We start from the raw sequence: 26,878 nt of genomic DNA on the forward strand, positions 1-26,878 counted from the left end.
GTTCCGTCATCCGCCCCTCCCCCGGTCACGGATCGCAATGTCCCCGTTTCAAAGAGTGCAAGCGGCAGGTGACGGCGGCAAGGGGGCGTTCGCAATGAAAACGGGCTGCGTCTCATTGACCTCGGCGTAGCGCCTGCGCTCGTCCGTTTCCGGAGGGAGCCGCTCGGCTCCACCACCCGCTTGCCTTACCGTCGTCCTCGTTGTCCTGCAGCGTCCCGCCCCCCGTCCCGCCGACGTAGTTTCCCGCAGGCTGGCAACTTGGCCTCAAGGAGCCGCCGGGTCAGGTTGGTGAGCGCGTACCGCCAGTCGCCTTCGAGGGCAGGAAGGTGCTTGCGGTCGACTCACCCCATGGCGCCTCCTTTCGGTCGCTGTCAGGGTCCCATCGCCCGGACGCCCTGCAGCCCCCCGCAGTGCATGAGGCGGACGGAGCGTGATGAGCGGCCCGCCTGCCACGAGGCTCACAAACGGGCGGGCCGCCCCTTCCCGTGCCGCGGGCTGTTCGACGTAGCCACGGCGCGGGGGCCTCAGGACTGCGTGCGGCGCACGTACCCCGCCCGTTTCGCGCACGTCTCGTGCCAGGTGATGGTGGCGCCGCCGGCCGAGATGGACACCTTCAGGAAGGTCACAGCGGGCTGCCCCTGGGCGATTGGCTGATCGCAGCGTCCACAGAACCGGGCGCCTTCGCTCATCGCCGCGCCTCCTTCAGCGTCTGCCGCAACGCGTGGCCTACCGCGCAGCGGGCCGGGTCGTCGGCGCACTGCTCACAGCTCTGTATGTGGGCGAGGAGCGCCAGGTACGCAGGCCGGGACGCACAGAGCCGACAGCCGCGGGGGAACCAGGTGAAGCCACCTTCAGACCGGACGCCGAGCTCGACGGCCGTCTCGGTGGTGAGGACGACCGCACACCACACGCACGCACGGCCGCACGTCTGCGCCACGGACAGCCTCTCGACGGGCGGTACCGACAGAACTGCCCGTTCAACGGTGCCATTGCCCGGTGGGCCCACGTCTCTGCTCATGACGTCAAGGTTGTCCGAAGTGTCCTGTTCCGCATCAGGACGGATCCGGGGCAGTTACTCGCAGCCGACCGGACAGTTTTAACCAGCGGCGGACGACGGTAGGTCTACCGTCGAGAGACGCGGGCGCACGGTGGGGGACGGTCATGCCCAAGCAGCGGAACACCAAGCTTGAGGCCCTGCTTGTGGAGTTCGGCTACACCCATCAGCAGCTGGCCGACGAGGTGAACCAGACCGCGCAGGACGTGTTCGGCAAGCCTACGCAGTGCACCGACCGTCATGTACGCCGCTGGATCGCGGGCAACGTGCAGTGGCCATGGTCCCGCTACCTTCTGCCCCTGCAACAGATCTTCGGCCGCAGCCCGGAGGCCATGGGCTTCATCCCGCGCAACTCCTCACGCGTACCGGCCCCGCCACGGCGGTCGGCGCCCGTGAAGGAGGAACGCCCCGTGAGACGCCGGGAGTTCATCGCGGCCGGCCTGGCTGCCGCCCTCGGCCTCGACGCCATCCCCTCCGCGGGCCGCCTCGGGACCGCGGACGTCGAGCGGATCCGGGCGATCGTCCCGGCCCTGTACAACCACGACCACGCGCTCGGCGGGGGCGCCCTGCATACGGTCGCCGAGCAGGCGCTGCGGTTCGTCCACTACGCGCTCAACCACTGCACCTACGGCTCTCGCGTCGAGCGCGCCCTGTACGCCGCGACCGGGGACCTGGCGGCGTCGGCCGGCTGGTTCGCCTACGACGCCGGGCTGCAGGAGGACGCGACGAGCCTGTACAGCGAGGCGTTGCAGGCGGGCATGCTCGCCGGGGACGGCATGTTACAGGCCCGTGTCTGGTCCAACCTCGCCATGCAGGCCCGCCTGTTGGACCGCGATCAGGAGGCGCTGCGGATCGGCCGGGCCGCGGTCGAGACGCGTCAGGCAAAGGCGGATCCGTGGCTGATGTCGCTGCTGCACTGCCGCCAGGCCGTAGGTCACGCCCGCGTCGGTGAGCGCGCCCGCGCCGAGCGATCCCTCGCACGGGCTGAGAGTGCCTACGACCGCACGAACGGCGAGCCTGCGGCCTGGCTTTCGTTCCTCACCCCCGCGGAGCTCACCGGGCTCGCCGGGGCCACGCATCAGGCCCTCGGCCGGTACGGGCAGGCGCAGGAACTCACCGCTTCCGCGCTGGACATGCTCGAGCCGCGCTTCGAACGCAACCGGGTCTACTACACCGTGCAGAGCGCACAGGCCCTTCTCGACGGCGGGGAGGTCGAGCAGGCCGTAGCCGAGGCCGGGCGTGCTACGGCCATAGGTGAGCGTGTGCAGAGCGAGCGGGTGCAGGGCAAGCTCGACGGGCTACGCCAGCAGATGCGCCGCCACGCCCACGTGCCCGCGGCGGCGGACTTCCTCGAGCAGACACGACGGACGGGGGCGTGAGCGTGGACGGCATGCGGCTGGAACGACGGGACGCGGCAGGGCTCAGCGAGATCCGTCCCCGACTCCTCGACGTGTACGCGGAGATCTTCGCCGACCGGCTCGGCGAAGAGTTCCACAGCGTCGAACGCTTCGACGAGCGGCTCGAGTGGAACACCGAAGTGCCCGGCTTCGCCGCGGTCGTGGGCTACCTCGACGGGCAGCCGGTCGGTTACGCCTACGGGTGCGCGCTGCAGGCTGGCACACGGTGGTGGAACGGGCTACGAACTCCGGTGCCGGACGGCGCAATCGTCGAGGACGGGGGCCGCACGTTCGCCCTGTCCGAGTTGATGGTCGTCGGCAAGGTCCGCGGTACCGCGGCGGCGAAAGCGATTCATGACGAGCTGCTCCGCGGCCGACCCGAGCAGCGGGTGACGCTCCTCGTCGAGCGGGAGCACCCCAAGGTGCGCGACCTGTACGAGGCGTGGGGGTACGAGTGGTTTGGCGAGGTGCTGCCGTTCGCCGACTCGCCGCTTTACGACGCGATGAATCTACAGCTCAAGCCCTGAACGCCGAGGTCCCCGCCCGATCTCCGGACGGGGGCTTTCACTGCGGGCGCTTACTTACCTTCCAGCCTGCATCCCCTCTTGCAGCACGGTTCAACGTCCCAGGCCACGCTACGGCCGGGGCCCGCAGTTGGCGGCGCCACGACCTTGATCTGATTCCTCGGAGTACCGCACGCGCGGCAGGGTATAGCTGGCCTTGCCTGAACTTCGGGTGAATCACCCTGGTTTGCACTATTCATAGCTGGAGCGTACTGCCACCGTCCGAGTCGCTGGCACGGACGGTGGCAGAGGGGACACGAGTGAAAACAAGGGCGGAAAAGCACGCTCACCGCGGAGAACATCCTGCGTAGCGCCGTCGAGCCGTTCCGCAAGAACTGAGTAGAAGGTGAGAAAGCAGCCTCGTGCCTAGGCACCCACAGAAGATTCCGCCGCCCCCACCTGGATGCGTGTGGATCGATGAAGCGGCTGATCGCGTCGGCCTCACCAAGACCACGCTCTACAAATGCCGGCAGACAGGGAAAGGGACGATGTCGTTCACCGTCGGCCGCAGGGCGACCTATCGCGTCGCGGACCTCGACGCCTACATCGAGGCGTTGTATCAAGCAGCGAGGAGTCCGGAGCCGAACCCGGAAATGCGGCCGCCGGAGCCACGGCGGCCGCCGCTGCCCCGCGGTTCCGCCCGACGCCCACCCTCGCCGTAACCCCTCCATGGGGTGGTCTTGGAGCGCAGCGCTCCGGAAAGACTCACGGAGTGCCTCGTACCTCTAAGCCCTCCAGCAGCGACCGCCCGCGCTGGCACTGGATCATCACCATCACCTGGGGTGTCCGTGACGTGGAGACGGTGACCGCCACGGGGACCGTTGCCCCGCTGCCGGGCAAGACCCGTCAGGAGATGTTCGATTTCCTATACGACCGAACCGTGCGACAGGCAAACGCCCAAGAGGCCTTTGTCCTGTTCTTCTCACTAGAGCCGGACGCTCTGCGCCACGGCGCCGAGCAACGCCTGTAGCCACTTAATGCGCTGGCAGTGGATCAAGGTGTCAGCTCGCGCGCGCACGCGCATTGACCTAAGGCGGGAAGGGGTGTCAGCGGTTCTGACACCCTCGCTGACACCTTGATCAGCTGTCAGCGCCTAGTCAGTGGGTGGCACCGCAGGTCAGATGGGTGTCAGCAAGGTGTCAGTCGTTCCAAACCCCCACCCTGACGAACCATCAGGAGAAGGGGGCGCAAGCAGGGCCAGTCGGGTGCTCAGTAAGGTGCTCAGCAACTGCTCAAGGGTGCTCGACCGCAGGTCAGCCACGTCTGGCCAACTGCTCAAGTCGCCGCTCAAAGTTCCGCGAGCACCTGCTTGAGCAGCAGCTTGAGCGGCTGTGACCTGCGGTCGAGCAGTGCCGAGCACCTCGCGAGCAGTACCGATACCACGGCCAGCTGTACCGAGCCCGGATGCGGGCGGGCATCGAGCCGATCCCGGTCTCGGAGTACCGCGGGACCGGGAGCAGCTGGCAGTACGGCAGCTAGTCGTCCGGCCACTGCCCGGCTTTGTACGCCGGGGGTGCATCGAATGGGGCGCGCGACGGGTTGAGCCTGAGACCTCGCCAGTAACGCACCCAGCCGCTCAGCTTGCACAGGTCCGTCTGCTCGTAGGCGGACCCGTTCCTTTGCAGAGCTCGGCGCAGGTAGGCAAAGCCTTCTTCTGAGCTGCGGGCGTTGATGGCTTCCCACTCGTCAGCGACAGGCCAACGGGCTGTCTGAGTCTGCATGGCTGCTAGCCATTCCTGCCACGTCGCATCAGAGATCATGCCCCGGTGGCGGGTGCGCACCTCGTCGTCGCACATGCGCTGGTATAGCAGTGCCAGCCGACTGACGTTGATTTCGCCGCCTTGCTGGTCGTCGACGATCTGTACGGGATGTGTGTCGATCTGCGGATGACTCGCTGGGTTCGCCGGGTCCGTTCCACGCAGCGCCTCCACCGGAGCCTGATCTTGCAGCTCCCAGTACCGGGTGAGGTAGAACTGCTCGATCTCGCGGATGTGCTGGCGCCTGCCTTCGAGCCCGCCGTGGACGAGGGGCGCGAGCAGTGCGACTACAGAGATCGCCAGAGCCGTGATTGCAAGACTGCTATCCATGGCGCACCTCGGACTTGCTCCCCGAGTACACATTCCATGGTCCTCTTCGGTCTCCTACGCAGCCACTCGGCGTCGCCTCGCAACCTGCGCTGTGCGGCCCGCCCGTCTCACACATTTTTCACAGATCTGGTGTGAGACGGTGGCCGCAGTGCGGCTGACCTGGTCTTTATGGACGCTGGCTGAACAGGCGGACTACCTGGACGCCCCATAGATTTGAGCCATGGATCTGCCGGTCATGCCCCCCGTCAAGCCCATGCTCGCCAAGCCCGTGGCGAAGATCCCGCCGGGCATGCAGTACGAGGCCAAGTGGGACGGCTTCCGTGCGATCGTCTTCCGGGACGGCGCCGATCTGGAGATCGGCAGCCGTACGGGCAAGCCGCTGACCCGGTACTTCCCCGAGCTGGCGGAGGCGCTGCTGGAGCGTCTTCCCGCCCGCTGCGTCCTGGACGGCGAGATCGTGATCGCCAGGGACGGGCGGCTCGACTTCGACGCGCTCACGGAGCGCATCCACCCCGCCGCGTCCCGGGTGCGGACGCTCGCCGAGCGGACCCCGGCGTCGTTCGTGGCCTTCGACCTGCTCGCCCTGGACGACGAGGCCCTCGTCGACACGCCCCTCACCGACCGGCGCGCACGGCTGACCGAGGCCCTGGAGGGCGTGAGCGCCCCCGTGCATCTCGCGCCCGCCACCATGGACCCGGAGGTGGCCCGGACGTGGTTCGAGCAGTTCGAGGGCGCGGGCCTGGACGGCGTCATCGCCAAACCGCTCGATCTGCGCTACCGCCAGAACGAACGCCTCATGTTCAAGATCAAGCACGAGCGCACGGCGGACTGCGTGGTCGCGGGCTACCGCTTCCACAAGAGCGGCCCCATCGTCGGCTCGCTCCTCCTCGGCCTGTACGACGTCGGGGGCACCCTGCAGCACGTCGGCGTCTGCGCCGCCTTCTCCATGCAGCGGCGCGCTGAGCTGGTGGAAGAGCTCGAGCCACTGCGCATGGAGTCGGCCGATGGCCACCCCTGGGCGGCCTGGGCGGACGAGTCGGCGCACGAGACATCCCGGATGCCGGGTGCGCCGAGCCGCTGGTCGGGCAAGAAGGACCTGTCCTGGGTGCCGCTGCGCCCCGATCGCGTGTGCGAGGTGGCGTACGACCACATGGAGAACGGGCAGCGCTTCCGGCACACGGCGCGGTTCCGCACCTGGCGACCGGACCGCACTCCTGACAGCTGTACGTTCGCCCAGCTGGAGGAGCCGGTCCGGTACGACCTGGCGGATGTGCTGCGCTAGCGGGCGTCAGCGGGTCACGCGGCGTACTGGCTGTCCGGGCGTGCGAGACCGTAGTGGTCGCGCAGGGTCGTGCCCGTGTACGCGGTGCGGAACAGGCCGCGGGCGCGCAGGATCGGCACGACCTGGTCGGCGAAGAGGTCGAAGCCCCCGGGCAGTCCCGGCGGCATGACGTTGAATCCGTCGGCGGCCCCCTGCTCGAACCACTCCTGGATCTGGTCGGCGACCTGTTCGGGCGTGCCCGCGATGACCCGGTGCCCGCGCGCCCCGGCCAGACGGTGCAACAGGCCGCGCACGGTGGGCTGTTCGCGGTCGATGATGTCGAGGATCACCTGGAAACGGCTGCCGTTGCCGCGCTCGCCACCGGTCTCGATGAGCTCGCGGGGCACGGGACCGTCCAGCTGCTCGGCGGTGAGACGCAGGCCGAGCATGCGGTGCAGGAGCTGCAAGGAGTACTCGGGCTGGGTGAGTTCGTTGTACTCGTCGTGCAGGGCGCGCACCTCGGCCTCCGTGGAGCCGATGAAGGGGCTGATGCCGGGCAGGACGAGCACCTTCTCGGGGTCACGCCCGAGCCCCGCGGCCCGCTTCTTGAGGTCGGCGTAGAAGTCCTGGCCGTTGCCGAGCGTCTGGTGCGCGGTGAACACCGCCTCCGCGTACCGCGCGGCGAAGGCACGGCCGTCCTCCGACGAGCCCGCCTGTACGTAGACGGGGCGGCCCTGCGGTGTGCGCGGGGTGTTGAGCGGGCCGCGCACCTTCAGGTGCGGCCCTTCGTGGTCGATGGCGTGGATGCGGTCGGTGTCGGCGAAGAGCCCGGTCTCCTGGTCGGCGACGAGCGCATCGTCCTCCCAGCTGTCCCAGAGCTTGGTGACGACGTCGAGGAACTCCCGTGCCCGGTCGTACCGTTCGGCGTGCACGGGGTGCGCGTCGAGGCCGAAGTTCAGGGCGGCCTGCGGTGCTCCGGTGGTGACGATGTTCCAGCCCGCACGGCCGCGGCTGAGGTGGTCGAGCGAGGCGAAGAGGCGGGCCAGGTTGTAGGGCTCGCTGTAGGTGGTGGACGCGGTCGCGATGAGGCCGATGCGCCGCGTGACGGCGGCGATGGCCGAGAGCCAGGTGAAGGGCTCCAGGCGGAAGCGGCTGGCGTAGCGGACGTTGTCGGCGAGGGCCGGGCCGTCGGCGAAGAAGATCCCGTCGAAGGTGGCGGCCTCCGCGCGCCGTGCGAGGTCCTGGTAGAACTCGACGTCCAGGATCCGCGCGGGATCGGAGCCGTGGTGGCGCCAGGCGGCCTCGTGGTGCCCGCCGGGGTAGACGAAGAGATTGAGGTGCAGCTCGCGGCGGCTCACGCGCGGCTCACCTCCGCGGCTCGCACGCCGATGGCCGGGGCGTCACCGGCGGGGGCGTCACCGGCGGGGGCGTCACCGGCGGGGGCAGCACCGGCGGCGGCAGCACCGGCGGGGGCGTAACCGGCGGGGGCGTCACCGACAGAGGCAGCACCAGCGGCGGCGTCACCGGCAGAGGCAACACCGGCGGCAGCAGCACCAGCAGAGGCAACGCCAGCGGCGGCGTCACCGACAGAGGCAACACCGGCGGCAGCGTCACCGGCAGAGGCAACACCGACAGAGGCAGCACCAGCACCGGCAGAGGCAACACCGGCGGCAGCGTCACCAGCGGCGGCAGCACCAGCAGAGGCAACACCAGCGGCAGCGTCACCAGCAGAGGCAACACCAGCGGCAGCGTCACCGACAGAGACAGCACCAGCGGCAGCAGCACCAGCACCGGCAGAGGCAGCACCAGCACCGGCACCGGCAGAGGCAGCACCGGCGGGTGCGCCGTCCGCCGGGACGGTGGACGCACGGGCGGCGCCCTCAGAACCGCCACCCTCAGAACCGCCGCCCGCAAGACCGACCGCGGCAGCACCCTCACCCGCCGGATCGACGGCCACCGCGCCTTTCGGGCCGCCCACCGCATTCGGGGCTGCCCCCGCTCCAACGGCGGCATCTTCCGCCGGGCCGTGACCCTGCGCATGGGCAGCGCCACGCCCGACCGGCTCGATACCGTCCGACTCGATGCCGTCCAGCTCCACCCCCAGCTGCCGCAGCAGCCTCCCCCGCAGCGCCGCGTACGCGGGGCTCCCCTGGCCTCGTGGAGCGGGAAGCTCCACCCGTACGTCGGCCGCGATCCGCCCCGCGTCCAGGACGACCACCCGGTCGGCGAGTGCGATCGCCTCGTCGACGTCATGGGTGACCAGGAGCACGGCGGGGCGGTGCGCCTCGCAGAGGCGTCGCAGCAGGGCGTGCATGCGGATGCGCGTGAGCGCGTCAAGCGCGCCGAACGGCTCGTCCGCGAGCAGGAGTTGAGGCTCGCGGACCAGGGAGCGGGCGAGCGAGACCCGCTGCTGTTCACCGCCGGACAGGTCCGCGGGCCAGGCGTCCTCGCGGCCCGCGAGGCCCACCTCGGCGAGCGCCGCGTGGCCGCGCTCACGGGCCCCGGTGCCCGTCAGGCCGAGGACGACGTTGTCCAGGACCCGCTTCCAGGGCAGCAGCCTCGCGTCCTGGAAGACCACCGAGACATCGCCGGGCGCGGACAGCTCGCCGCTGCCCTCGACCTCGTGGTCGAGCCCCGCCAGGGCCCGCAGGAGCGTGGACTTCCCCGAGCCACTTCGGCCCAGGAGGGCCACGAACTCGCCTTCCCCGATGGAGAGTTCGAGACCGTCCAGGATCTTCCGGTCGCCGAAGGAGCGGATAAGCCCCTCGATGTGGACGGCTGCGCCGGCGCGGACGGCCGCGCCCGCCTCCCTCAGCCCGCCAGCGTGCGTCGCCATGACAGCGCCTTCCTCTCCACGAGCCGGACGAGTGCGTCCGAGATGAGACCGAGGAGGCCGTACACCACGAGGCCGACGATGATGATGTCGGTCTGCCCGTAGGTGCGGGCGAGCTCCATCATGTAGCCGATGCCACTCGTGGCGTTGACCTGCTCGACCACGACGAGCGAGAGCCACGCCGCGGTGACCGCGAACCGCATGCCGAGCAGGAAGCCCGGCAGCGCCCCCGGCAGGACGACGTGCAGCACGAACCCGGTGCGCGAAAGCCCTACGGTTTCGGCGAGTTCGGCGTATCGGCCGTCGATGGTCCGAAGGCCGTTGTGGGTGTGGATGTAGACGGGCACGCAGACGCCGAGCGCGATGGTGATGACCTTCATCGACTCGCCGATGCCGAACCAGAGGATGAGCAGCGGGATCAGCGCGAGCGACGGGATGGCCCGCTTGATCTGCACGGGTCCGTCGATGATGCCCTCACCGATCCTGCTCAGCCCCGCGGCGATCGCGAGGGCGAGCCCTGCCGCGGTGCCGAAGAGCAGCCCGAGCAGGGCGCGTTCGGCGGAGGTGGCGAGGTTGGACTGGAGTCGCCCTTCCGCGATCAGGTCGCCCGCGGTGCTCACCACGGTCCAGGGCGCGGAGAGATTGCGGGCGTCGATGAACCCGGCGGCCGACCCCGCCGACCAGAACGCGAGGAGCAGCAGGGGGCCGATCGCCCAGCCGTACGGGACGGGGCGGCCGGGGCCGAGCCTGCGGCGCCCGGGCCGGGGCCGGGGCCGGCGGCGCGCCTGGACCTCGGGCTCGGTCCGGGTGACGGCCTTGGTCAGAGCGGGAGCTTCGGCGCTCATGTGCCCTCCCCCTCACCGGAGTTGACGGCATCCGCGGCGACCGACTCGTACCGCCGGTCGAAGAGAACCTCCGCGTCGAAGGACTCCTTGCCGGTCTCCTTCGCCAGCAGATCGACGGTCTTCTGCTGCCGCGCGATGGCGGCGGTCCAGTCGGCGGGTATGTCGGGGTGGCCTACTCCCTTGACGAGGTACTCGCCGTCCGCGCGGGTCAGGCCCTGGTCCTTGACGTAGTACCCGTCGATCCACTCGTCGGGGTGCTGATCGGCCCATTCGGCGGCCCGCGCCCAGTACTTCACGAACTCCCTGATGGCTGCCGCCTTCTGGGGATCCTCCACCGACTCGGTCGGCACCCACAGGTGGCCCGGGTCGTCCCGGAGGCCGTGCTGGATCGTCTTCGCGCCGTCCTTGCCGTACTTCGCGGGATAGCGCTTGATGTTGACCCCGCCGAGCGGCGCCGCGTCGACCTGGCCGTTGCCGAGCGCGGACGGGTACACGTCGCCGGTGCTCGGCAGTTCTACGAGTTCCACGTCGCCCTTGGCGAGTCCTGCCTTGGCGAGGATCCGCAGGACGAGTGCGCCCTGCGCCTGCCCCGGGCTGTAGGCGATCTTCTTGCCGCGCAGGTCCTTCAGGGTGTCGATGTCGGCGCCGGGCGCGATACCGATTTCGTACGTGGGGTGCTTCAGCGGGTCCTTGCGGAATTTGGCGGCCACCAGTTTTGTGTCGAGTCCCGTCCAATGCGCGTGAATGGACGGAATTTCAGCGGCCGAGCACACGTCGAGAGAATGCGCCCTGAATGCCTCGGAGCACTGGGGGCCACCGCTGATGTTGGCCCATTTCACCTTGAAGGGCAGCTTGTCGAGCTGTCCTGAGAGTTTCAGGGCGACCTGGGCGTCCGGCGCGCCGACGGTGATGGTGGTGCCCGGATCCACTTTCTCCGGGATCTTGGCGGAGACCTGCTTGGCGTCGACCGTCGTGGTCGACGAGGTGGTGTCGGCGCATCCCGCAAGGAGCAGCGGGGCGACGAGGGCAGCGCCGAGCGCCGCCCGTGCATGTGTGGGCATGGGCTCTTTCCCGGGAGTGCGGACGTGCACGGAAGAGGGAGAAGCCTGGAATTCCCGAGGCTTCCTACGAGAAACGTTCCGAGCGTCAGCTACACAGAGCGGTGGCGACGCGCATCAGATCAACAGCGCGCCGCTGCTTGAACCGCCGGGATATTCGCATGGCGTCGAAACTAGCCACGGCGCCAAGAGAGGGTCAAGTCATCTCACGCGCCCCGGCTTTCCGGAAACGCAGCCTTCGTACTCCGGCCATACGCACGTCACACCACCGCCCGGCACCGCTGCCGGGAACGCATTCACGCCAATGTTCGGCCCCGCGACCTCGCGCCGCTTCCCCGTCACGGGCGCCGACCGTAAGCTCCCTCGCCTGATACGGGAGTTACTAACGGTAAGGGGGCCGGTTCATGGGGTACTCGGGAGCTGCGGGCAGTACGAGGCGGACGTTCGTCGCGGGGGCGGCCGCGGCGGGCGGCGTGGCGGCCCTCGGAGTGGGGGCGCTGCCGGCGGGGGCCGACGACCGCGCCCCGCGGGCGGATCAGGCGCAGCAGTCCGTGGCCGTGCTCGGCGGCGGCGTCGCCGGTCTCACCGCGGCCCATGAACTGGCCGAGCGCGGCTTCGCCGTCACGGTCTACGAGCGCAGGGCGCTCGGCGGCAAGGCCCGCAGCATGGACGTACCGAACAGCGCGAAGGGCAACCGCAGGCCGCTGCCCGGTGAGCACGGGTTCCGCTTCATCCCGGGGATCTACCACAACCTCCCGGACACGATGCGCCGCATCCCCTTCCCGGGGAACGCGAACGGCGTCTGGGACAACCTCGTGGCGCCGCGCGAGATGTCGTTCGCGCGCACCGGGCGCGAGGACATCCGGATGCCGATCCCGTGGCCGGGCAGCGAGCCGGAGAAGCTCACCCTCGACGACCTCGCGCGGGCGCTCACCGCGCTCCTGGACACCGCCTTCAACCTCCCCGCGCACGAGGTCGCGTACTTCGTGAACCGCGCCCTGATCTTCCTCACCAGCTGTGACGAGCGCCGCGACGACACCTGGGAGGCGATGCCCTGGTGGGAGTTCGTGCGCGCCGCGAAGATGTCGAAGGACTACCAGCGCATCCTCGCGATCGGCGTCACCCGCAACATCGTCGCCACCAAGGCCGAGGAGGCGAGCACCCGCACCGTCGGCACGCTCGGCGAGGCCTTCGTCTTCAACGCGCTCGGCCAGGGCGCGGACGGCCCGCCGGACCGCGTACTGAACGCGCCGACGAACGAGGCGTGGATCGATCCCTGGGTGACCCATCTGAAGTCGCTCGGCGTGGAGTTCCGCATGGGCTGGAACGTGCGGCAGCTGGGCTTCGCCGGTGGCCGGATCACGAAGGCCGTCGTCGAGGATCCCGACGGCGTACGCCGCGACGTCACCGCCGACCACTACATCCAGGCCATGCCGGTGGAGCACGCGCGCAGGACGTGGAGCGCGGAACTGAAGGCGTCCGACCCGCAGTTGGCGCGCTGCGACAAACTGGAGACGGACTGGATGACGGGCATCCAGTTCTATCTGACGGAGCGCCCGCCCGTGGTGAAGGGCCACTTCAACTGCATCGACTCCCCCTGGTCGCTCACCGGCATCGCGCAGGCGGGGCACTGGCCGGACCGTGACTTCCCCGCGGAGTACGGGGACGGTGTCGCGGTCGAGTGCCTCTCCGTGGACATCTCCGAGTGGGACAAGCCGGGGATCCTCTACGGCAAGACGGCCAAGCAGTGCACGCGCGACGAGGTCGCCAAGGAGGTGTGGGCGCAGCTCAAGGCCGCGCTCAACGACACCGGCAAGGTGGTCCTGAGCGACGGCAAGCTGCACTCGTGGTTCCTGGACCCGGGCGTCGACGGCATCGGGACGCCGAACCCGACCAACGAGGACGAGCTGCTCATCCACCCGGTCGGCACGCTCCACAACCGCCCGTCGGCCGCCACGAAGATCCCCAACCTCTACCTGGCGGGCGACTACGTGGCCGTGCCGATCGACCTCGCGACCATGGAGGGCGCCAACACGTCGGCACGCCAGGCGGTGAACGCTCTCCTGGAGAGGGTCGGCTCGGATGCCGCACCGTGCACGGTCGCCTCCTTGTTCCGCGCCCCCGCGATCGAGCTCCTCAAGCGCCATGACCGCACCCGCTACCGGCTCGGCCTGCGCAACGCCCTCGATCTGGGCTGAGGGGCCCAGGAACGGGAGAGCAGGGGCGAACGGGGTAAGAAGCCAGTATGGGAACGGGAGCGGGAACGCGGAAACGACGCATGACGGTGGCGGCGGTGGCGGCCGTCGCCGCCTTGGGCCTAGCGCCCGGCTGCACCCCGACCGACACCGACGGACGCGACGGCAAGTCCGCCGACGGCGGGCGCGTACTCGCCGTGAAGATCGACAACGTGGGCCCGGCACGCCCGCAGACGGGCCTGGAGGCCGCCGACGTCGTGTACGCGGAACAGGTCGAGGCGGGTCTCAGCCGCCTGATGGCGGTGTACGCCACGGGCCGGCTGCCGTCCATCATCGGGCCGGTGCGCAGCGCACGGGAGACGGATCTGGAGCTGCTGCGGCAGTTCGACGATCCGGCTCTCGCGTTCTCGGGGGCGCAGTCGAAGCTCCTGCCGCTGATCTCGGAGGCTTCCCTGCGACCACTGTCTCCCGGCAAGGCACCGGAGGACGCCTACTACCGGAGCGGTGCCAAGCCGGCCCCGCACAACCTCTTCGTACGCCCGGAAAGGCTCGACGCCGACCTGGGCGAGGGAGGCCTGGAGAGCACGGGCTTCCTGTTCGGCCCGCGTCCCGAGGGCGGCACCCCGGAACACGAGCACACGGTCCGCTTCCCGGCGGCGCGGTTCACCTTCACCTGGTCGGCCGGGCAGGAGCACTGGCTGGTCTCCATGGACGGCGCGCAGGCCCGCACGGTCGACGGAAAGCCCCTGGACGCGTCGACGGTCGTCGTGCAGTACGTGAACGTGCGCGAGTCCCGTTTCCACGACCGCTCCGGCAACAACACGCCGTTCACCGAGACCGTCGGCTCGGGCAAGGCACGGGTCCTGCGGGACGGCCGCGCCTACGAAGCGCGCTGGGAGCGGCCGTCCCCGCAGGACGGCACGGAGTTCACGACGGCGGACGGCGGCGAGGACCTGCCGTTCGCGAGGGGCAAGGTGTGGGTGGTGTACGCGAAGGCGTGACTCAGGTGCTGCCCGCGGTGAGGGGCTCCGCGGGGTTGCGCAGGTTCTCCGCCGCGTCCGAGACCCGCTGGATCAGGTCGAAGAACAGGGTCTGCTCGTCCGCGGAGAGCGGCCCGAGGAAGACCTGGTTCATCCGGGCCGTGCGCACGGTCAGCTTGCGGTGCGTGCGCTTGCCCTCGTCCGTGAGGTGCAGCAGATAGCGGCGGCCGTCCTGCGGGTCGCGCACCTTGTCGAGCAGCTCGCGGCGCATCAGGCGGCTGATGACCTCCGCGATCGTGGACCGGTCGAGGCCGACCCGCTCGCCGACGGTGCGCTGATCGAGGCCCGGCTCGGCGACGAGCGCGTTCAGGACGGCGAACTGCGGCGAGGTGATCTCCTCGGAGACCATCGTGTTCCACAGGAGATAGTGCGCCTGCTGGAGACGCCGGGCCAGGTGCCCGGGGTGGGTGGTCAGGTCCACCGCGGCCATGAGTTCCTCCACTGCCTTGTGCACGGGATTTTCCGTAGGTGCACTGAACAGTACTCGCCCTTGACGACCTAGGGAACGAGTGGCAGCGTAAGTTCAACCTCGCCGAAATAGTCAGTGCCCTGATTAATGTGCGAGGCATGGATGGGCATCGAAGGCCTGGAAGAGATGGGGCTCGACGGATGGACAAGGTGGTGGCCTCCGCCGCCGACGCGGTGGCGGACGTGCCGGACGGCGCGTCGCTCGCGGTGGGCGGATTCGGTCTCAGCGGTGTGCCGGGCGTACTGATCGGGGCGCTGTACGAGGCCGGGGTTTCGGGCCTGCGGGTGGTGTCCAACAACTGCGGGGCGATGGAGTCGGGGCTCGCTGTGCTGCTCTCGGCGGGCCGGATCGCGCGGGTGACCGGGTCGTACATCGGCGCCAACAAGGAGTTCGCCCGCCAGTACCTGGGCGGTGAGCTGGAGGTCGAGATGATCCCGCAGGGCACGCTCGCCGAGCGGCTTCGCGCCGGAGGGTGCGGGATCCCCGCGTTCTTCACGCCGGCCGGGGTGGGCACGCAGGTCGCCGACGGCGGGCTGCCGTGGCGCTACGACGGCTCGGGCGGGGTGGCGCTCGCCTCTCCGGCCAAGGAGGTGCGGGAGTTCGACGGCCAGGAGTACGTCCTGGAGCGCGGCATCAGGACCGACTTCGCGCTGGTGCGGGCCGCCAGGGGCGACCGGCACGGGAACCTCGTGTTCAACAAGTCCACCCGCAACTTCAACCCCCTCGCCGCGATGGCCGGGCGGGTCACGATCGCCGAGGTCGAGGAGCTGGTGGACCCGGGCGAGATCGACCCCGACGCGGTGCACCTGCCGGGGATCTACGTACAGCGGGTCGTCGAGCTGACCCCGGAGCAGGCAGCGGACAAGGGCATCGAGCGGCGCACGGTCTCCGCGCCCGAGGCACGAGGGACGGTGGGCAACTGATGGCCTGGACCCGTGAGCAGATGGCCGCACGCGCCGCACGCGAGCTGCGCGACGGTCAGTACGTGAACCTGGGCATCGGACTGCCCACCCTGATCCCCAACTATCTCCCCGAGGGCGTCGAGGTGGTCCTGGAGTCCGAGAACGGCATCCTCGGCGTGGGCCCCTACCCCACGGACGCCGAGGTCGACCCGGACCTGATCAACGCGGGCAAGGAGACGGTCACCGTCCGGCCCGGAGCCTCCTACTTCGACTCCGCGCTGTCCTTCGGGATGATCCGCGGCGGCCACATCGACGTCGCCGTGCTCGGAGCCATGCAGGTCTCCGCGCGCGGGGACCTGGCCAACTGGGCGATCCCCGGCAAGATGATCACGGGGATCGGCGGGGCGATGGACCTGGTGCACGGGGCGCGCACGGTGATCGTGGCGATGACGCACACCGCCAAGGACGGCTCGCCCAAGATCCTTCAGGAGTGCGCGCTGCCGCTGACCGGCCGGGCCTGCGTGAACCGGATCATCACCGACCTCGGCGTCCTCGACATCACCGAAACCGGCCTGGAACTCGTCGAGTTGGCCCCTGGAGTCACCACGGACGAGGTCATCGCCAAGACCGCAGCCAAGGTCCACGTCCCCGAAGCCGCCTCTGCCGCCGTCCCCGAAGGAACCCCGTCATGAGCCTGCGTGACGTCTACATCGTCGACGCCGTACGCACCCCCGTCGGCAAGTACAACGGCGCGCTGGCGGGCGTCCGCCCCGACGACCTCGGCGCCCACGCCATCCGCGAACTCCTCGCCCGCACACCGGACTTGGACCCCGCCCGGATCGGCGACGTCTACTTCGGCAACGCCAACGGCGCGGGCGAGGAGAACCGCAACGTCGGCCGCATGGCCGCCCTGCTCGCGGGCCTGCCCGTGACGGTGCCCGGCGTGACCGTCAACCGGCTCTGCGCCTCCGGGCTCGAAGCCGTCATCCAGGCCGCGCGGGCCATCGCGCTCGGCGACATCTCCATCGCCCTGGCCGGCGGGGTCGAGTCGATGACCCGCGCGCCCTACGTCCTGCCGAAGAACGACCGGCCGTTCCCCGCCGGGCACACGGAGCTGTACTCCACCACGCTGGGCTGGCGCATGGTCAACCCGAGGATGGAGCCGCAGTGGACGGTCCCGCTGGGCGAGAGCGCCGAACTCGTCGCGGACAAGCACCGGATCACCCGCGAACAGCAGGACGCGTACGCACTCGCCTCGCACCGCAAGGCGGCCCAGGCTCAGAAGGACGGCCTGTTCGACGCCGAGATCGCACCGGTCGCCCTGCCGCAGCGCAAGGGCGATCCCGTCCTCTTCGAGCGCGACGAGTGCGTACGCGCCGACGCGTCCCTGGAGGCGATGGCCCGGCTCAAGCCGTCCTTCCGCACCCCCGACGGCACGGTCACGCCCGGCAACGCGTCGCCGCTCAACGACGGCGCCGCCGCGCTGCTCCTGGTCGACGAGGAGGGTCTCAAGGCGACGGGCCGCGAGCCGCTGGCCCGTGTATCGGCGTCCGCCGTCTCCGCGATCGAGCCGCATTATTTCGGGCTCGCGCCCGTAGAGGCCGTCAACCGGGCCCTGGCGAAGGCGGGCAGGTCCTTCGGGGATCTGAGCAGGCTGGAGCTCAACGAAGCGTTCGCGGCACAGGTGTTGGGGTGCGTGGCCGAGTGGCCCGACCTCGACCCGGACGTCCTGAACCCGCAGGGCGGCGCCATCGCGCTCGGCCACCCGCTCGGCGCGTCCGGCGCGCGGCTGGCCGGAACCGTCGCCCATCAGCTCGCCCGGCGCGGCGCGGGCACGGGTGTCGCCACCCTCTGCATCGGCGTCGGCCAGGGCCTTGCCCTGGTCCTCGAACGCTGAGCCGTCGCCCACTCCCACCGTCGCCACCACGCCGTACCTCACGGAGCCGAGAGACATGACCCTCACCGAACCCCTGCCCGACGGGCTCAGCCAGCAGGAGATAGACACGGAGGTCGCCAAGGCGCAAGCCGCCGCTGCGCCCGCCGATCACCCGCCGCGCGACTATCCCCCGTACCGCAGCAGCCACTTCCGCCACCCCAAGCAGCCGCTGATCCCGCTGCGCGACCCGGAGGCGGTGGAACTGAGCGGCCCCGCTTTCGGCGCCACGGACATCACGGCGCTCGACCGTGACCTGACCCGCCAGCACCTGGGCGAACCGCTCGGCGAGCGGATCACCGTGTCCGGCCGCGTCCTTGACTGCCAAGGACGGCCGGTGCGCGGCCAGTTGGTCGAGCTGTGGCAGGCCAACGCGTCCGGCCGCTACGCCCACCAGCTCGACCAGCACCCGGCGCCGCTCGACCCGAACTTCACGGGCTTCGGCCGCTGCCTGACCGACGACGAAGGAACGTACTCCTTCACGACGATCAAGCCGGGCGCCTACCCGTGGCGCAACCACGTCAACGCGTGGCGCCCCGCGCACATCCACTTCTCGCTCTTCGGCACGGCGTTCACGCAGCGCCTGGTGACGCAGATGTACTTCCCCGGCGACCCGCTGTTCGCCTACGACCCGGTCCTGCGCTCGGTCACCGACGAGTCGGCGCGAGCGCGCCTCGTCTCCGCCTACGACCACGACCTGTCCACCCCCGAGTGGTCGCTCGGCTACCGCTGGGACATCGTCCTCGACGGCCCCTCCGCGACGCTCTTCGAGGAAGGCGACCACCACTGATGTCGTACGCTCCGACTCCCTCCCAGACGGTCGGCCCCTTCTACGGCTACGCGCTGCCCTTCCCGCGGGGCGGCGAGGTCGCGCCGACCGGCCACCCGGACACGATCACCCTGCACGGGTACGTGTACGACGGCGCGGGAAACCCCGTGCCCGACGCCCTCGTCGAGACCTGGCAGCCCGCGCCCGACGGCTCCCGCACGGGCGCGCCGGGATCGCTGCGGCACGACCCGGTCACGGGCGAGGTCATCGGCCGTGACGGGCTCGCGTTCACCGGGTTCGGCCGCGTCCCGACCGACGCGGACGGCCACTTCACGGTCCGTACGCTCCCGCCGGGCGGCGTCTCGTACATCGCGGTCGCGGTCTTCGCACGCGGTCTGCTCCACCACCTGTACACGCGCGCCTACCTGGTCGACGAGCCGGGCGACACGCTCCTCGGCTCCCTCGACCCGGCGCGGCGCACAACGCTGATCGCCCGCCCCGAGGCGAGCCACACGTACCGTTTCGACATCCGCCTTCAGGGCGAGGGCGAAACGGTGTTCCTGGAGTTCCAGTGAGTCTTGAAGGTACCGATGTCGGCCTGCTCGCCCCCGGGCGAGCGGGCTCCCCGGCCGAGGCGGCGACGGGCGACACCGCCTTTCTACAGGCGATGCTGGACGCGGAGGCCGCGCTGACGCGGGCCCAGGCTACGGTGGGCCTGGCCCCGGCACAGGCGGCCACGGCCGTCGCCGAAGCCGCCCGCGCCGACCGCTTCGACGTACGCGACATCGCGCTGCGCGCGCGGGACGGCGGCAATCCCGTGATCCCGCTGGTCGCGGACCTGACGGCGGCGGTGCCCTCGGATGCGGCGCCGTACGTCCACCGGGGTGCGACCAGCCAGGACATCATGGACACGGCGATGATGCTGGTCGCGCGGCGCACGCTGGACCTGATCCTGGCGGACCTGACCCGCACGGAGGCAGCCCTCGCCCTCCTCGCCGCGGAGCACCGGGACACGGTGATGGCAGGCCGCACCCTGACGCAGCACGCGGTCCCTACGACGTTCGGCCTCAAGGCCGCGGGCTGGCGCGCGCTGGTGCTCGACGCACGGGACAGGGCACGGTCGGTGCGCGACGCCCTTCCGGCTCAACTGGGCGGTGCGGCAGGCACGTTGGCCGCCTTCGGGGCGTACGCGGGCGACTCGCGACCGGGGGCGTTCCCGAGTGCGGGCGACTCACCATCGGAAGCGTTCCCGGACGCGGGCCACTCACCATCGGAGGCGTTCCCGAACGCGGGCCACTCACCATCGGAGGCGTTCCCGAACGCGGGCCACTCACCATCGGAAGCGATCCCGGACACGGGCCACTCACCATCGGAAGCGATCCCGGACACGGGCCACTCACCATCGGAAGCGATCCCGGACACGGGCCACTCACCATCGGAGACGACCCCGAACACAGGCCACTCACCATCGGAGACGACCCCGAACACAGGCCACTCACCATCGGAGACGACCCCGAACACAGGCCACTCACCATCGGAGACGACCCCGAACACAGGCCACTCACCATCGGAGACGACCCCGAACACGGGCGGGCTCGGGGAGAGCCTTGTCGCGGCCTATGCCCGCCATCTCCCGCTGGCCGAACCCACCCTTCCCTGGCACACGCTCCGCACCCCGGTCGCCGATCTCGGCGCGGCTCTCGCCTTCACCGCCGGAGCCCTGGGCAAGGCGGCCACGGACATCCTCACCCTCAGCCGCACGGAGCTCGCCGAGCTCTCCGAGGGGGCGGGGGGTGGTTCATCCGCCATGCCGCACAAGGCGAACCCCGTCCGTTCCACCCTCATAGCGGCCGCCGCCCAACGCTCCCCCGGCCTGGCGGCGGCGCTCCACGCGTCGATGGCCGCCGAGGACGAACGCCCGGCGGGCGCCTGGCACGCGGAGTGGGAACCCCTGCGCGACCTCCTGCGCACGGTCGGCGGCGCGAGCCGCCACGCGGCGGAGCTCACCGAGAACCTCCGGGTCCACCCGGACGCGATGCGCGAACACCTCGGCCTCACCCACGGGTTGATCGTCTCCGAACGCCTCACGGCGGAGCTGACCCCGCTCCTGGGCAGGGCCCGCGCGAAGGAGCTCCTCACGTCGGCGGCCCGCCGCACCCGGGACGAGGGCAGGTCCCTCGCGGACGTCCTCGCCGAAGAGCCCGCTCTCTCGGCCGTCGACCTCACCGAACTCACCGACCCCACCCGTTACACCGGCTCCGCCGGAGCCCTCACGGACCGAGCCCTGGAGCGACGATGACCCCCGCGAAGCTGCCGCACCACACCATCGAGGGCGCCCCTGCCGCGCCCCCTCTCCTCCTCGGCTCCTCCGTCGGCACGTCCACCGCCCTGTGGGACGCCGTGGCACCCGAACTCTCCACCACCCACCGGGTCGTACGCTGGGACCTGCCCGGCCACGGCAAGTCCCCCGCCGACCTGATCGGCCCGGGAGCCACCGTCGCCGACCTGGCCGCACTCGTCCTCGCGCTCGCCGACTCCCTCGGCATCGACCGCTTCGCGTACGCGGGCGTCTCCCTCGGCGGCGCCGTCGGCCTGCACCTGGCCGCGCACCATCCGGAGCGGGTGGAGAGCCTCGCCGTCATCTGCTCCTCGGCGCACTTCGGCGGCAGCGCCCGCTGGGAGGAGCGCGCGGCACTTGTACGCCGCGAAGGCCTCGCCGACCTCGCCCGGAGCGCGCCGGACCGCTGGTTCACGCCCGGGTTCACGGTCCCCCGCCTGGTGGACGACCACCGCGGCACCGACCCCGACGCGTACGCCGCGTGCTGCGACGCCCTGGCGGCGTACGACATCAGGGAGTCGCTGGCGGCGATCACCGCGCCCACACTCGTCATCGCGGGCCGCGAGGACCCGGCGACGCCGCCCGCCCACGCGCGCGAGATCGCCGACGCGGTGCCGGGCGCCTCCCTCACCGAGCTTGCGGGCGCCTCGCATCTGGCGCCGGCCGAGCGGCCGGAGGCCGTGGTCGCCGCGCTGCGCACGCACTTGACGGGAGCGGCCGCGAGCGGGACGGCCGTGCGGCGAGCGGTCCTGGGTGACGCGCACGTGGACCGCGCGCAGGGGAACACCACGCCCTTCACGGCCCGCTTCCAGGACTTCATCTCGCGCTACGCCTGGGGCGAGATCTGGACCGACCCCACCCTCGCGCACCGCGAGCGCAGCATGATCACCATGACCGCCCTGGTCGCGCACGGGCACTACGACGAGCTGGCCATGCATGTCCGTGCGGCCCGCCGCAATGGGCTCACCCCCGAGGAGATCGGAGCGGTACTGCTGCAGACGGCCGTCTACTGCGGCGTCCCCGCGGCCAATTCGGCGTTCGCGGTGGCGCAGCGGGTGCTGGCGGAGGAGTAGCGGTCATGGGCACCCTTTAGGCTGCTGCTGATCAGGGGGTCAGGGGAGAGCAGGGGGGCACGTGGCGATGAACGATGCGACTGAGGTGTTCCAGCCGTTGCAGGCGGACGATCCGCCCGTGGTGGCCGGCTACCGTCTCGCCGCCCGGATCGGCGCGGGCGGCATGGGCCGGGTCTACCTGTCGCACACGCAGGGCGGCCGACCGCTGGCGATCAAGGTGGTACGGCCCGAGCTGGCCGACGACCCGGCCTTCCGGCGGCGGTTCAGCCGGGAGATCAAGGCGGCCCAGCGGGTCCGGGGCGCCTACACGGCCGAGTTGATCGACGCCGACGCGGACGGCGTGCCGCCCTGGCTGGCCACGCTGTACGTGCCGGGTCCCTCGCTGTCGGATGCGGTCGCCCGGAGCGGACCGCTGCCGGTGCCCGCGGTGCTGTGGCTGATGGCGGGGGTCGCCGAGGCGCTGCAGGCCATCCACGGCGCGGGGATCGTGCACCGGGACCTGAAGCCCTCGAACGTGCTCCTCGCCGCCGACGGGCCGCGCGTGATCGACTTCGGCATCTCGCTGGCCTCCGGCGCCACATCCCCGCACACCGCCACGGGCAGCGTCGTCGGCACGCCCCAGTTCATGGCTCCCGAGCAGGCGTCCGTGGGCGAGGTCACCGCCGCCACCGACGTCTTCGCGCTCGGCCAGACAGCGGCCTTCGCGGCACTGGGCGAGCCGCTGTACGGGGACGGGCCCTCGGTCAGCGTGCTGTACCGGATCGTGCACTCGGAGCCCGATCTCTCCCTGCTGCCCGCGCAGCTGCGTCCGCTGTTCGCCCGGTGCCTGGCCGCCGATCCGGCGGAGCGGGCCACCCTGGCGGAGATCGTCGACTGGTGCAGGCAGCGGCTCGGCCCGGGTGCCGACGCGGGCGCGGGGCCTGCCGTCTGGCGGGAGGTCACCGGTCCTGAGGTGTCGGTCCCGGCGCCGGTCCCGCACCCCACGCGGATGCACACGCAGCCGTTGTTCGCGCCGCCGCGGCCGACCGTGCCCACGGGGCAGGACGAGCGGCGGGCCCGCCGAAGACGCAACGCGCTCATCACGGGCATCGTGACGGGCAGCGCGCTGCTGGTGCTCGGCCTGACGTGGATGGTGATGGACGCGACGGATCTGCTGCGCCACCGGGACACCTCCGCGAAGTCCGGTTCGTCGGCGTCCGAGCGGTCGTCGGGATCCGGCGCGGCGTCCGGGTCGGCAGCCGGTGGGTCTTCGGGAGACGGCGAGAGGGCAGCGACCGGCGAGGACTCGGGCACCGGCGACAAGAGCGACGGAGCGGCAGGCGCCTCGCGCCCCTCCTCAGGCTCTTCGTCGACCGCGAACACTCCTCCGCAAGCCGTCGCGTACCCCCAGGAGTGGTTCGACGAGAAGAACTCCGTGAGCCTCAGGGAGCCGGTGGACCGCAAGGACCGCAAGGGCGACATCCGCTTCGTCTGCGGGGAGAACAGCTGCGCGCTGGAGAGCGACAAGAGCGTGATCACCTTGCTGTACAGCAAGCCGGGGGCCACCCTCGACTCGTGCCGTACCGCTCTCACGGGCGCCGACAGCCACGACCTCCCGCTGGCCGCGGTGGCGGCCGGCAGCGAGATCTGCGTGAGGAACCCTGCCGGAGACATCGCCCTGCTCGTGGTCCAGGTGAAGTCGACCGCGCTGCCGAACGGCGGGTTCAGCTTCTTGAGCGCGGACATGACGGTCTGGCGGGATCGGGCTTCGTAGGACCGACGGGAGCGGCTAGGTGGCGCTCCGCTCGCTCGCCTCGCGGTAGCGCCGCTCCATCTCGTCGATGTACGTGTCGTCGCCCGGCCGCCCCGCCCGCAGCAGGCGCCACCACTGATCGATGCTCCAATTGGCCGGTTCCGTCGCCCCGATGAACTCCTCGACGAGCGAGAGGAAGCGCGCGGGGTCGGCGTGAAAGGGGAAGTGCCCGGCGTCCGGGAAGATTTCGAGGCGGCTGCCGGGCATCGCCTCGTGCGCGGTGAACGCGTGGTCGACCGGCAGGACGCCGTCCCGGTCGCCCCAGACGAGGAGCGTGGGCATGCCCTGGGCGAGGTAGCAGCGGTCCAGCATGGTGACCACCTGGCCGCGCCAGTCGACGACGGACCGCAGGGTGCGGATGAACGCGGCCCGCGCCCACACGTCCGGCAGCGCGTCGACCAGGCCCATCAGCTCGGGGGCGTCCCGCCCGAGACCGGTGTCGAGCAGCCGGAGCAGCGCCACCACCGCCCGCACCGGCACATCGGCGCCGGGCAGGCCGAGCAGGGAGAGCAGCAGCGCGGCGCCCGGCAGCGAGACGCCCCGCAGCACGGGGGTGACCTGCGGGCCGACGCCTCCCGTGCTCACCAGGACGAGCCGGTCCACGCGCTCGGGGAACTGGTAGGCGAACTGCATCGCGACACCGCCGCCGAACGAGTGCCCGACGAGGGTGACCCGCTCGACACCGAGCACGCCGAGCAGGTCCCGCACTCCGTTGGCGTACGCGGCCACCGAGTAGTCGGCCCGTGGCTTCTCGGAGGCGCCGTGGCCGAGCAGATCGGGGGCGATGACCGTGTGACTGCGGGCCAGTTGGGGGATCAGCGGGGACCACGTCGCCGATGAGTCGCCGATGCCGTGGATCAGCAGAATCGCCGGTCCCTCACCGGCGACGCGGTACGCGCGCCGGTAGCCGTGCACGGTTCGGAACTGCAGCAGGGCCCCGCTCTCGTCGCCGGTGGGAAGCCGCCTGGGCTGGAAGGGCAGGATCCGCGCCATGGGCCGGAGTGTAGGTGTGCGGTGCGTTGGGGTGGTTTCGGCGGGGTTTCGGGTGGCGCAATAGGGGCGCCGATCCGTCCGCGGAAGCCACGTGGCGGCGTAGCACCCCAGTGCCCGCACGCTCTGCCCGCGCAAACACGTCACGTACGCCTGATCGAAGGGTGGCTGTCGCGCCATGTCACCGCCGGTCACCCAGGTGACACATCTGACGGGTTAAGTTACTTGGTGACCATGCGAGTTACGCGGCCACGTGAGGGATTTGCCACTGTGACGGGAGCCGGAGTGCGCAGGCGGGTGCTGCCCGCGGTGCTGCTCGCCGTGCTCCTGGTGACCGTCCAGTTCTTCGCGCACGGGGTCAACGAACCCACGCACGGCGCGGAATCCCGCATCCCACCGGCCACGGCACCGTACGCGCACTGCGGCGACGACACGCACCCGGAGGAGACCTCCGAGCGCTTCCGGGCGCGCGGCCGGCCTCTCTGCCGCGACCTCACCCCCGACACGACCCCGCATCTCCAGGCCCACGCGGTCACTCCCGCGGACGACGGCACGCCCGCGCGGCGCCCCGTGGCCGCCGCCCACCACGAGACGAGACCAGCGGGCCGCGAGCTCCCGGCCCTGCTCCAGGTCTTCCGCTGCTGATCGGTTCCTCCGGCACGGCCGTGCCGCCAGGCACACGCGTCCGACGCGTCCGCCGGCCGGACCCGAACACCGGTCCACGTCACACCGATGCGCCCCCCACGGCGCTCAGGAGTCAACCGACATGCAGCCTTCCCCCGCCTCCGTACTCGACCGCGCCCGCTCCCTGCTCAGGGCACCCGACAGCGCACGGCACGACGTCGCCGCCTCCGTGGTCGTCTTCCTCGTCGCCCTGCCCCTGTGCGTGGGCGTGGCCGTCGCCTCCGGAGCACCCGCCGAACTCGGCCTGATCACCGGCATCGTCGGCGGTCTGGTCACCGGCCTACTGCCCGGCAGCAGCCTCCAGGTCAGCGGTCCCGCCGCGGGACTCACCGTCCTCGTCTACGAGGCCGTGCGGGAGTACGGTCTCGCGGCGCTCGGCGCCCTCGTGCTCGTCGCCGGGATCCTCCAGCTGGCCATGGGCGCCCTCCGGCTCGGCCGCTTCTTCCGCGCCATCTCCGTGGCCGTCGTCGAGGGCATGCTCGCCGGCATCGGACTCGTTCTGATCGCCGGGCAGTTGTACGCCATGGCCGACCGCGAGGCTCCCGCGAGCGGCCTCGACAAGATCACCGGGCTGCCGGGGATGCTCACCGGGATCATCGGCTCGGAGCGCGCCCTGACCGCCTTCGGACTCGGCCTCGGCACCATCGCGGTGCTCGTGTCCTGGCACCGGCTCCCCGCGAAGCTCCGCGTGGTGCCCGCACAGCTCGCCGCCGTGGCGCTCGCCACGGGTGCCACGCTGCTCTTCTCCCTGCCGGTGGCCACGGTCGAGGTGCAGGGGCTCGTCGAGGCGGTGCGGATGCCGGACGCCGCCGCCTTCGGGGGTCTGCTGAGTCTCGGCGCCATCGGCACCGTCCTCGCGTTCGCCCTGATCGCGTCGGCCGAGAGTCTGTTCAGCGCGGCCGCGGTGGACCGTCTGCACGACGGCCCGCGTACGTCGTACGACAAGGAACTGATCGCGCAGGGCGCGGGCAACACCGTGTGCGGGCTGCTCGGCGCACTGCCGATGACCGCCGTCATCGTCCGCAGCTCGGCCAACGTGCGGGCGGGCGCGCGGACGAAGGCGTCCCGCGTCCTGCACGGCGTCTGGCTGCTCCTGTTCGCGGCGCTGCTGCCCGCCGCGCTCGCCCTCATCCCGGTCGCGGCGCTCGCGGGCGTCCTCGTGCACGCGGGCTGCAAGCTGATCCCCGTACGGCAGTTGGCGGAGCTGTGGCGCGAACACCGCGGTGAGGCGGTCGTCCTGGCCGTGACGGCCGCGGCGATCGTCACGGTGAACATGTTCGAGGGCGTCCTCATCGGTCTCGCCCTCGCCGTCATGAAGACCGCGTGGGAGACGTCGCACGTGCACGTGGAGGTCGTCGACAAGGGCGCGGGACCGATCCGCGTCCACCTGACGGGCAATGCCACGTTCCTGCGCCTCCCCAAGCTCCTCGACGCGCTGGAGGCGCTGCCCCAGGACCGCCCGATCGATCTCGACCTCTCGGACCTGCGGCATCTGGACCACGCGTGCCGTACGTCGCTGGAGAGCTGGGCGGAGCGGCACAGTGCGGAGGGGACTGATCCGGTGCGGGTGGCGTCCGGGGCCTGAGGGTGTCACC

At 71.0% G+C, this 26,878-nt stretch carries 25 protein-coding genes and 1 pseudogene; 17 read left to right on the forward strand and 9 right to left on the reverse strand.

Annotated elements, in window-relative coordinates:
• Positions 1–524: 524 nt before the first annotated feature.
• A complete protein-coding gene (locus tag M4V62_RS08050; RefSeq protein WP_249586542.1) occupies positions 525–689 on the reverse strand; it encodes a cupin domain-containing protein in 165 nt (54 codons plus the stop codon).
• On the reverse strand, positions 686–1,018 hold the full coding sequence (locus M4V62_RS08055; protein ID WP_249586543.1) for a hypothetical protein: 333 nt from the start codon (positions 1,016–1,018) through the stop codon (positions 686–688). The genes M4V62_RS08050 and M4V62_RS08055 overlap by 4 nt, the downstream gene beginning before the upstream one ends.
• Positions 1,019–1,161: 143 nt before the next feature.
• Here M4V62_RS08055 and M4V62_RS08060 point away from each other — a divergent pair, with 143 nt between their 5' ends.
• The 4 genes from M4V62_RS08060 to M4V62_RS08070 all read left to right on the forward strand — a co-directional run bounded on the left by M4V62_RS08060 (position 1,162) and on the right by M4V62_RS08070 (position 3,984).
• On the forward strand, positions 1,162–2,433 hold the full coding sequence (locus M4V62_RS08060) for an NsdA family TPR-like regulatory protein (RefSeq protein WP_249586544.1): 1,272 nt from the start codon (positions 1,162–1,164) through the stop codon (positions 2,431–2,433).
• A gap of 11 nt (positions 2,434–2,444) precedes the next feature.
• Positions 2,445–2,978 (forward strand): N-acetyltransferase, encoded by a 534-nt coding sequence (locus tag M4V62_RS08065; RefSeq protein WP_249586545.1) that lies wholly within the window; start codon positions 2,445–2,447, stop codon positions 2,976–2,978.
• A gap of 443 nt (positions 2,979–3,421) precedes the next feature.
• The gene (locus tag M4V62_RS43850) at positions 3,422–3,676 is read left to right on the forward strand and encodes a helix-turn-helix transcriptional regulator (protein WP_430626877.1); all 255 of its coding nucleotides are present in this window, start codon (positions 3,422–3,424) and stop codon (positions 3,674–3,676) included.
• Positions 3,677–3,726: 50 nt separating this feature from the next.
• Positions 3,727–3,984, forward strand: a complete 258-nt coding sequence (locus M4V62_RS08070; protein ID WP_249586546.1) for a hypothetical protein — start codon at positions 3,727–3,729, stop codon at positions 3,982–3,984.
• A gap of 505 nt (positions 3,985–4,489) precedes the next feature.
• Here M4V62_RS08070 and M4V62_RS08075 read toward each other — a convergent pair.
• Entirely contained in the window at positions 4,490–5,101 is a 612-nt protein-coding gene (locus tag M4V62_RS08075; protein WP_249586547.1) for a hypothetical protein, read from the reverse strand.
• A gap of 220 nt (positions 5,102–5,321) precedes the next feature.
• Between M4V62_RS08075 and M4V62_RS08080 the strand changes: the two genes are divergently transcribed.
• Complete coding sequence (locus M4V62_RS08080) at positions 5,322–6,383, forward strand: ATP-dependent DNA ligase (RefSeq protein ID WP_249586548.1); 1,062 nt, start codon at positions 5,322–5,324, stop codon at positions 6,381–6,383.
• 14 nt (positions 6,384–6,397) lie between these two features.
• Here M4V62_RS08080 and M4V62_RS08085 read toward each other — a convergent pair whose 3' ends face one another.
• The 4 genes and pseudogenes from M4V62_RS08085 to M4V62_RS08100 all read right to left on the reverse strand — a co-directional run bounded on the left by M4V62_RS08085 (position 6,398) and on the right by M4V62_RS08100 (position 11,101).
• Positions 6,398–7,720, reverse strand: coding sequence for an LLM class flavin-dependent oxidoreductase (locus tag M4V62_RS08085; protein WP_249586549.1), 1,323 nt, complete (start codon positions 7,718–7,720; stop codon positions 6,398–6,400).
• A 731-nt stretch (positions 7,721–8,451) separates the two neighbouring features.
• Positions 8,452–9,198 (reverse strand): annotated as a pseudogene (locus M4V62_RS08090) (ABC transporter ATP-binding protein); the annotation flags it as partial.
• Positions 9,174–10,040, reverse strand: a complete 867-nt coding sequence (locus M4V62_RS08095) for an ABC transporter permease (protein ID WP_249586550.1) — start codon at positions 10,038–10,040, stop codon at positions 9,174–9,176. The pseudogene M4V62_RS08090 and the gene M4V62_RS08095, both read right to left, overlap by 25 nt.
• Entirely contained in the window at positions 10,037–11,101 is a 1,065-nt protein-coding gene (locus tag M4V62_RS08100; RefSeq protein WP_249586551.1) for an ABC transporter substrate-binding protein, read from the reverse strand. Before M4V62_RS08100 ends, M4V62_RS08095 begins: the two co-directional genes overlap by 4 nt.
• Before the next feature lie 401 nt (positions 11,102–11,502).
• On the opposite strand from M4V62_RS08100, the gene M4V62_RS08105 reads away from it, so the two are divergent.
• Together M4V62_RS08105 and M4V62_RS08110 are read left to right on the forward strand one after the other, a co-directional pair.
• Positions 11,503–13,296 (forward strand): hydroxysqualene dehydroxylase, encoded by a 1,794-nt coding sequence (locus M4V62_RS08105; protein ID WP_249586552.1) that lies wholly within the window; start codon positions 11,503–11,505, stop codon positions 13,294–13,296.
• An 80-nt stretch (positions 13,297–13,376) separates the two neighbouring features.
• Positions 13,377–14,294: a DUF3048 domain-containing protein gene (locus M4V62_RS08110; protein ID WP_249586553.1), complete on the forward strand. Its 918-nt coding sequence runs from the start codon at positions 13,377–13,379 to the stop codon at positions 14,292–14,294.
• Between the two features lies 1 nt (position 14,295).
• Here the strand turns inward: M4V62_RS08110 and M4V62_RS08115 are convergent, their stop codons facing one another.
• A complete protein-coding gene (locus M4V62_RS08115) occupies positions 14,296–14,763 on the reverse strand; it encodes a MarR family winged helix-turn-helix transcriptional regulator (protein ID WP_249592737.1) in 468 nt (155 codons plus the stop codon).
• 179 nt (positions 14,764–14,942) lie between these two features.
• On the opposite strand from M4V62_RS08115, the gene M4V62_RS08120 reads away from it, so the two are divergent.
• The 8 genes from M4V62_RS08120 (at position 14,943) to M4V62_RS08155 (ending at position 23,570) form a co-directional block, all read left to right on the forward strand.
• Positions 14,943–15,725 (forward strand): CoA transferase subunit A, encoded by a 783-nt coding sequence (locus tag M4V62_RS08120; RefSeq protein ID WP_249586554.1) that lies wholly within the window; start codon positions 14,943–14,945, stop codon positions 15,723–15,725.
• Positions 15,725–16,396: a CoA transferase subunit B gene (locus M4V62_RS08125; RefSeq protein WP_249586555.1), complete on the forward strand. Its 672-nt coding sequence runs from the start codon at positions 15,725–15,727 to the stop codon at positions 16,394–16,396. Before M4V62_RS08120 ends, M4V62_RS08125 begins: the two co-directional genes overlap by 1 nt.
• A 2-nt stretch (positions 16,397–16,398) precedes the next feature.
• Positions 16,399–17,601 carry a thiolase family protein gene (locus M4V62_RS08130; RefSeq protein ID WP_249592738.1) on the forward strand — a complete coding sequence of 401 codons (1,203 nt, stop codon included), beginning with the start codon at positions 16,399–16,401 and terminating at the stop codon, positions 17,599–17,601.
• A 55-nt stretch (positions 17,602–17,656) separates the two neighbouring features.
• Positions 17,657–18,427, forward strand: a complete 771-nt coding sequence (gene pcaH, locus M4V62_RS08135) for a protocatechuate 3,4-dioxygenase subunit beta (RefSeq protein ID WP_249586556.1) — start codon at positions 17,657–17,659, stop codon at positions 18,425–18,427.
• The gene (gene pcaG / locus M4V62_RS08140) at positions 18,427–18,981 is read left to right on the forward strand and encodes a protocatechuate 3,4-dioxygenase subunit alpha (protein ID WP_249586557.1); all 555 of its coding nucleotides are present in this window, start codon (positions 18,427–18,429) and stop codon (positions 18,979–18,981) included. Before pcaH ends, pcaG begins: the two co-directional genes overlap by 1 nt.
• Complete coding sequence (locus M4V62_RS08145; RefSeq protein ID WP_283779074.1) at positions 18,978–20,705, forward strand: lyase family protein; 1,728 nt, start codon at positions 18,978–18,980, stop codon at positions 20,703–20,705. Before pcaG ends, M4V62_RS08145 begins: the two co-directional genes overlap by 4 nt.
• Positions 20,702–21,817 carry a bifunctional 3-oxoadipate enol-lactonase/4-carboxymuconolactone decarboxylase PcaDC gene (gene pcaDC, locus M4V62_RS08150; RefSeq protein ID WP_249586558.1) on the forward strand — a complete coding sequence of 372 codons (1,116 nt, stop codon included), beginning with the start codon at positions 20,702–20,704 and terminating at the stop codon, positions 21,815–21,817. The genes M4V62_RS08145 and pcaDC overlap by 4 nt, the downstream gene beginning before the upstream one ends.
• 67 nt (positions 21,818–21,884) lie before the next feature.
• On the forward strand, positions 21,885–23,570 hold the full coding sequence (locus M4V62_RS08155; protein ID WP_249586559.1) for a serine/threonine-protein kinase: 1,686 nt from the start codon (positions 21,885–21,887) through the stop codon (positions 23,568–23,570).
• 15 nt (positions 23,571–23,585) lie between these two features.
• Here the strand turns inward: M4V62_RS08155 and M4V62_RS08160 are convergent, their stop codons facing one another.
• Entirely contained in the window at positions 23,586–24,602 is a 1,017-nt protein-coding gene (locus M4V62_RS08160; protein WP_249586560.1) for an alpha/beta fold hydrolase, read from the reverse strand.
• 267 nt (positions 24,603–24,869) lie between these two features.
• On the opposite strand from M4V62_RS08160, the gene M4V62_RS08165 reads away from it, so the two are divergent.
• Both M4V62_RS08165 and M4V62_RS08170 read left to right on the forward strand, forming a co-directional pair.
• Entirely contained in the window at positions 24,870–25,244 is a 375-nt protein-coding gene (locus M4V62_RS08165) for a hypothetical protein (RefSeq protein ID WP_249586561.1), read from the forward strand.
• 121 nt (positions 25,245–25,365) lie between these two features.
• The gene (locus M4V62_RS08170) at positions 25,366–26,868 is read left to right on the forward strand and encodes a SulP family inorganic anion transporter (protein ID WP_249586562.1); all 1,503 of its coding nucleotides are present in this window, start codon (positions 25,366–25,368) and stop codon (positions 26,866–26,868) included.
• Positions 26,869–26,878: the final 10 nt, after the last annotated feature.

The organism is Streptomyces durmitorensis (genome assembly GCF_023498005.1).
GTDB classification, from domain to species: Bacteria; Actinomycetota; Actinomycetes; order Streptomycetales; family Streptomycetaceae; genus Streptomyces; species Streptomyces durmitorensis.

Excerpts from the sequence above, each read along its gene's own strand:
- M4V62_RS08120 (WP_249586554.1), top strand. The coding sequence starts at position 14,943 with ATGGACAAGGTGGTGGCCTCCGCCGCCGACGCGGTGGCGGACGTGCCG.
- M4V62_RS08095 (WP_249586550.1), bottom strand. The coding sequence starts at position 10,040 with ATGAGCGCCGAAGCTCCCGCTCTGACCAAGGCCGTCACCCGGACCGAG.
- M4V62_RS08160 (WP_249586560.1), bottom strand. The coding sequence starts at position 24,602 with ATGGCGCGGATCCTGCCCTTCCAGCCCAGGCGGCTTCCCACCGGCGAC.
- M4V62_RS08065 (WP_249586545.1), top strand. The coding sequence starts at position 2,445 with ATGCGGCTGGAACGACGGGACGCGGCAGGGCTCAGCGAGATCCGTCCC.
- M4V62_RS08155 (WP_249586559.1), top strand. The coding sequence starts at position 21,885 with ATGAACGATGCGACTGAGGTGTTCCAGCCGTTGCAGGCGGACGATCCG.
- pcaDC (WP_249586558.1), top strand. The coding sequence starts at position 20,702 with ATGACCCCCGCGAAGCTGCCGCACCACACCATCGAGGGCGCCCCTGCC.
- M4V62_RS08055 (WP_249586543.1), bottom strand. The coding sequence starts at position 1,018 with ATGAGCAGAGACGTGGGCCCACCGGGCAATGGCACCGTTGAACGGGCA.
- M4V62_RS08105 (WP_249586552.1), top strand. The coding sequence starts at position 11,503 with ATGGGGTACTCGGGAGCTGCGGGCAGTACGAGGCGGACGTTCGTCGCG.
- pcaH (WP_249586556.1), top strand. The coding sequence starts at position 17,657 with ATGACCCTCACCGAACCCCTGCCCGACGGGCTCAGCCAGCAGGAGATA.
- M4V62_RS08115 (WP_249592737.1), bottom strand. The coding sequence starts at position 14,763 with ATGGCCGCGGTGGACCTGACCACCCACCCCGGGCACCTGGCCCGGCGT.
- M4V62_RS08100 (WP_249586551.1), bottom strand. The coding sequence starts at position 11,101 with ATGCCCACACATGCACGGGCGGCGCTCGGCGCTGCCCTCGTCGCCCCG.
- pcaG (WP_249586557.1), top strand. The coding sequence starts at position 18,427 with ATGTCGTACGCTCCGACTCCCTCCCAGACGGTCGGCCCCTTCTACGGC.
- M4V62_RS08050 (WP_249586542.1), bottom strand. The coding sequence starts at position 689 with ATGAGCGAAGGCGCCCGGTTCTGTGGACGCTGCGATCAGCCAATCGCC.
- M4V62_RS08080 (WP_249586548.1), top strand. The coding sequence starts at position 5,322 with ATGGATCTGCCGGTCATGCCCCCCGTCAAGCCCATGCTCGCCAAGCCC.
- M4V62_RS08125 (WP_249586555.1), top strand. The coding sequence starts at position 15,725 with ATGGCCTGGACCCGTGAGCAGATGGCCGCACGCGCCGCACGCGAGCTG.
- M4V62_RS08060 (WP_249586544.1), top strand. The coding sequence starts at position 1,162 with ATGCCCAAGCAGCGGAACACCAAGCTTGAGGCCCTGCTTGTGGAGTTC.
- M4V62_RS08075 (WP_249586547.1), bottom strand. The coding sequence starts at position 5,101 with ATGGATAGCAGTCTTGCAATCACGGCTCTGGCGATCTCTGTAGTCGCA.
- M4V62_RS08110 (WP_249586553.1), top strand. The coding sequence starts at position 13,377 with ATGACGGTGGCGGCGGTGGCGGCCGTCGCCGCCTTGGGCCTAGCGCCC.
- M4V62_RS08170 (WP_249586562.1), top strand. The coding sequence starts at position 25,366 with ATGCAGCCTTCCCCCGCCTCCGTACTCGACCGCGCCCGCTCCCTGCTC.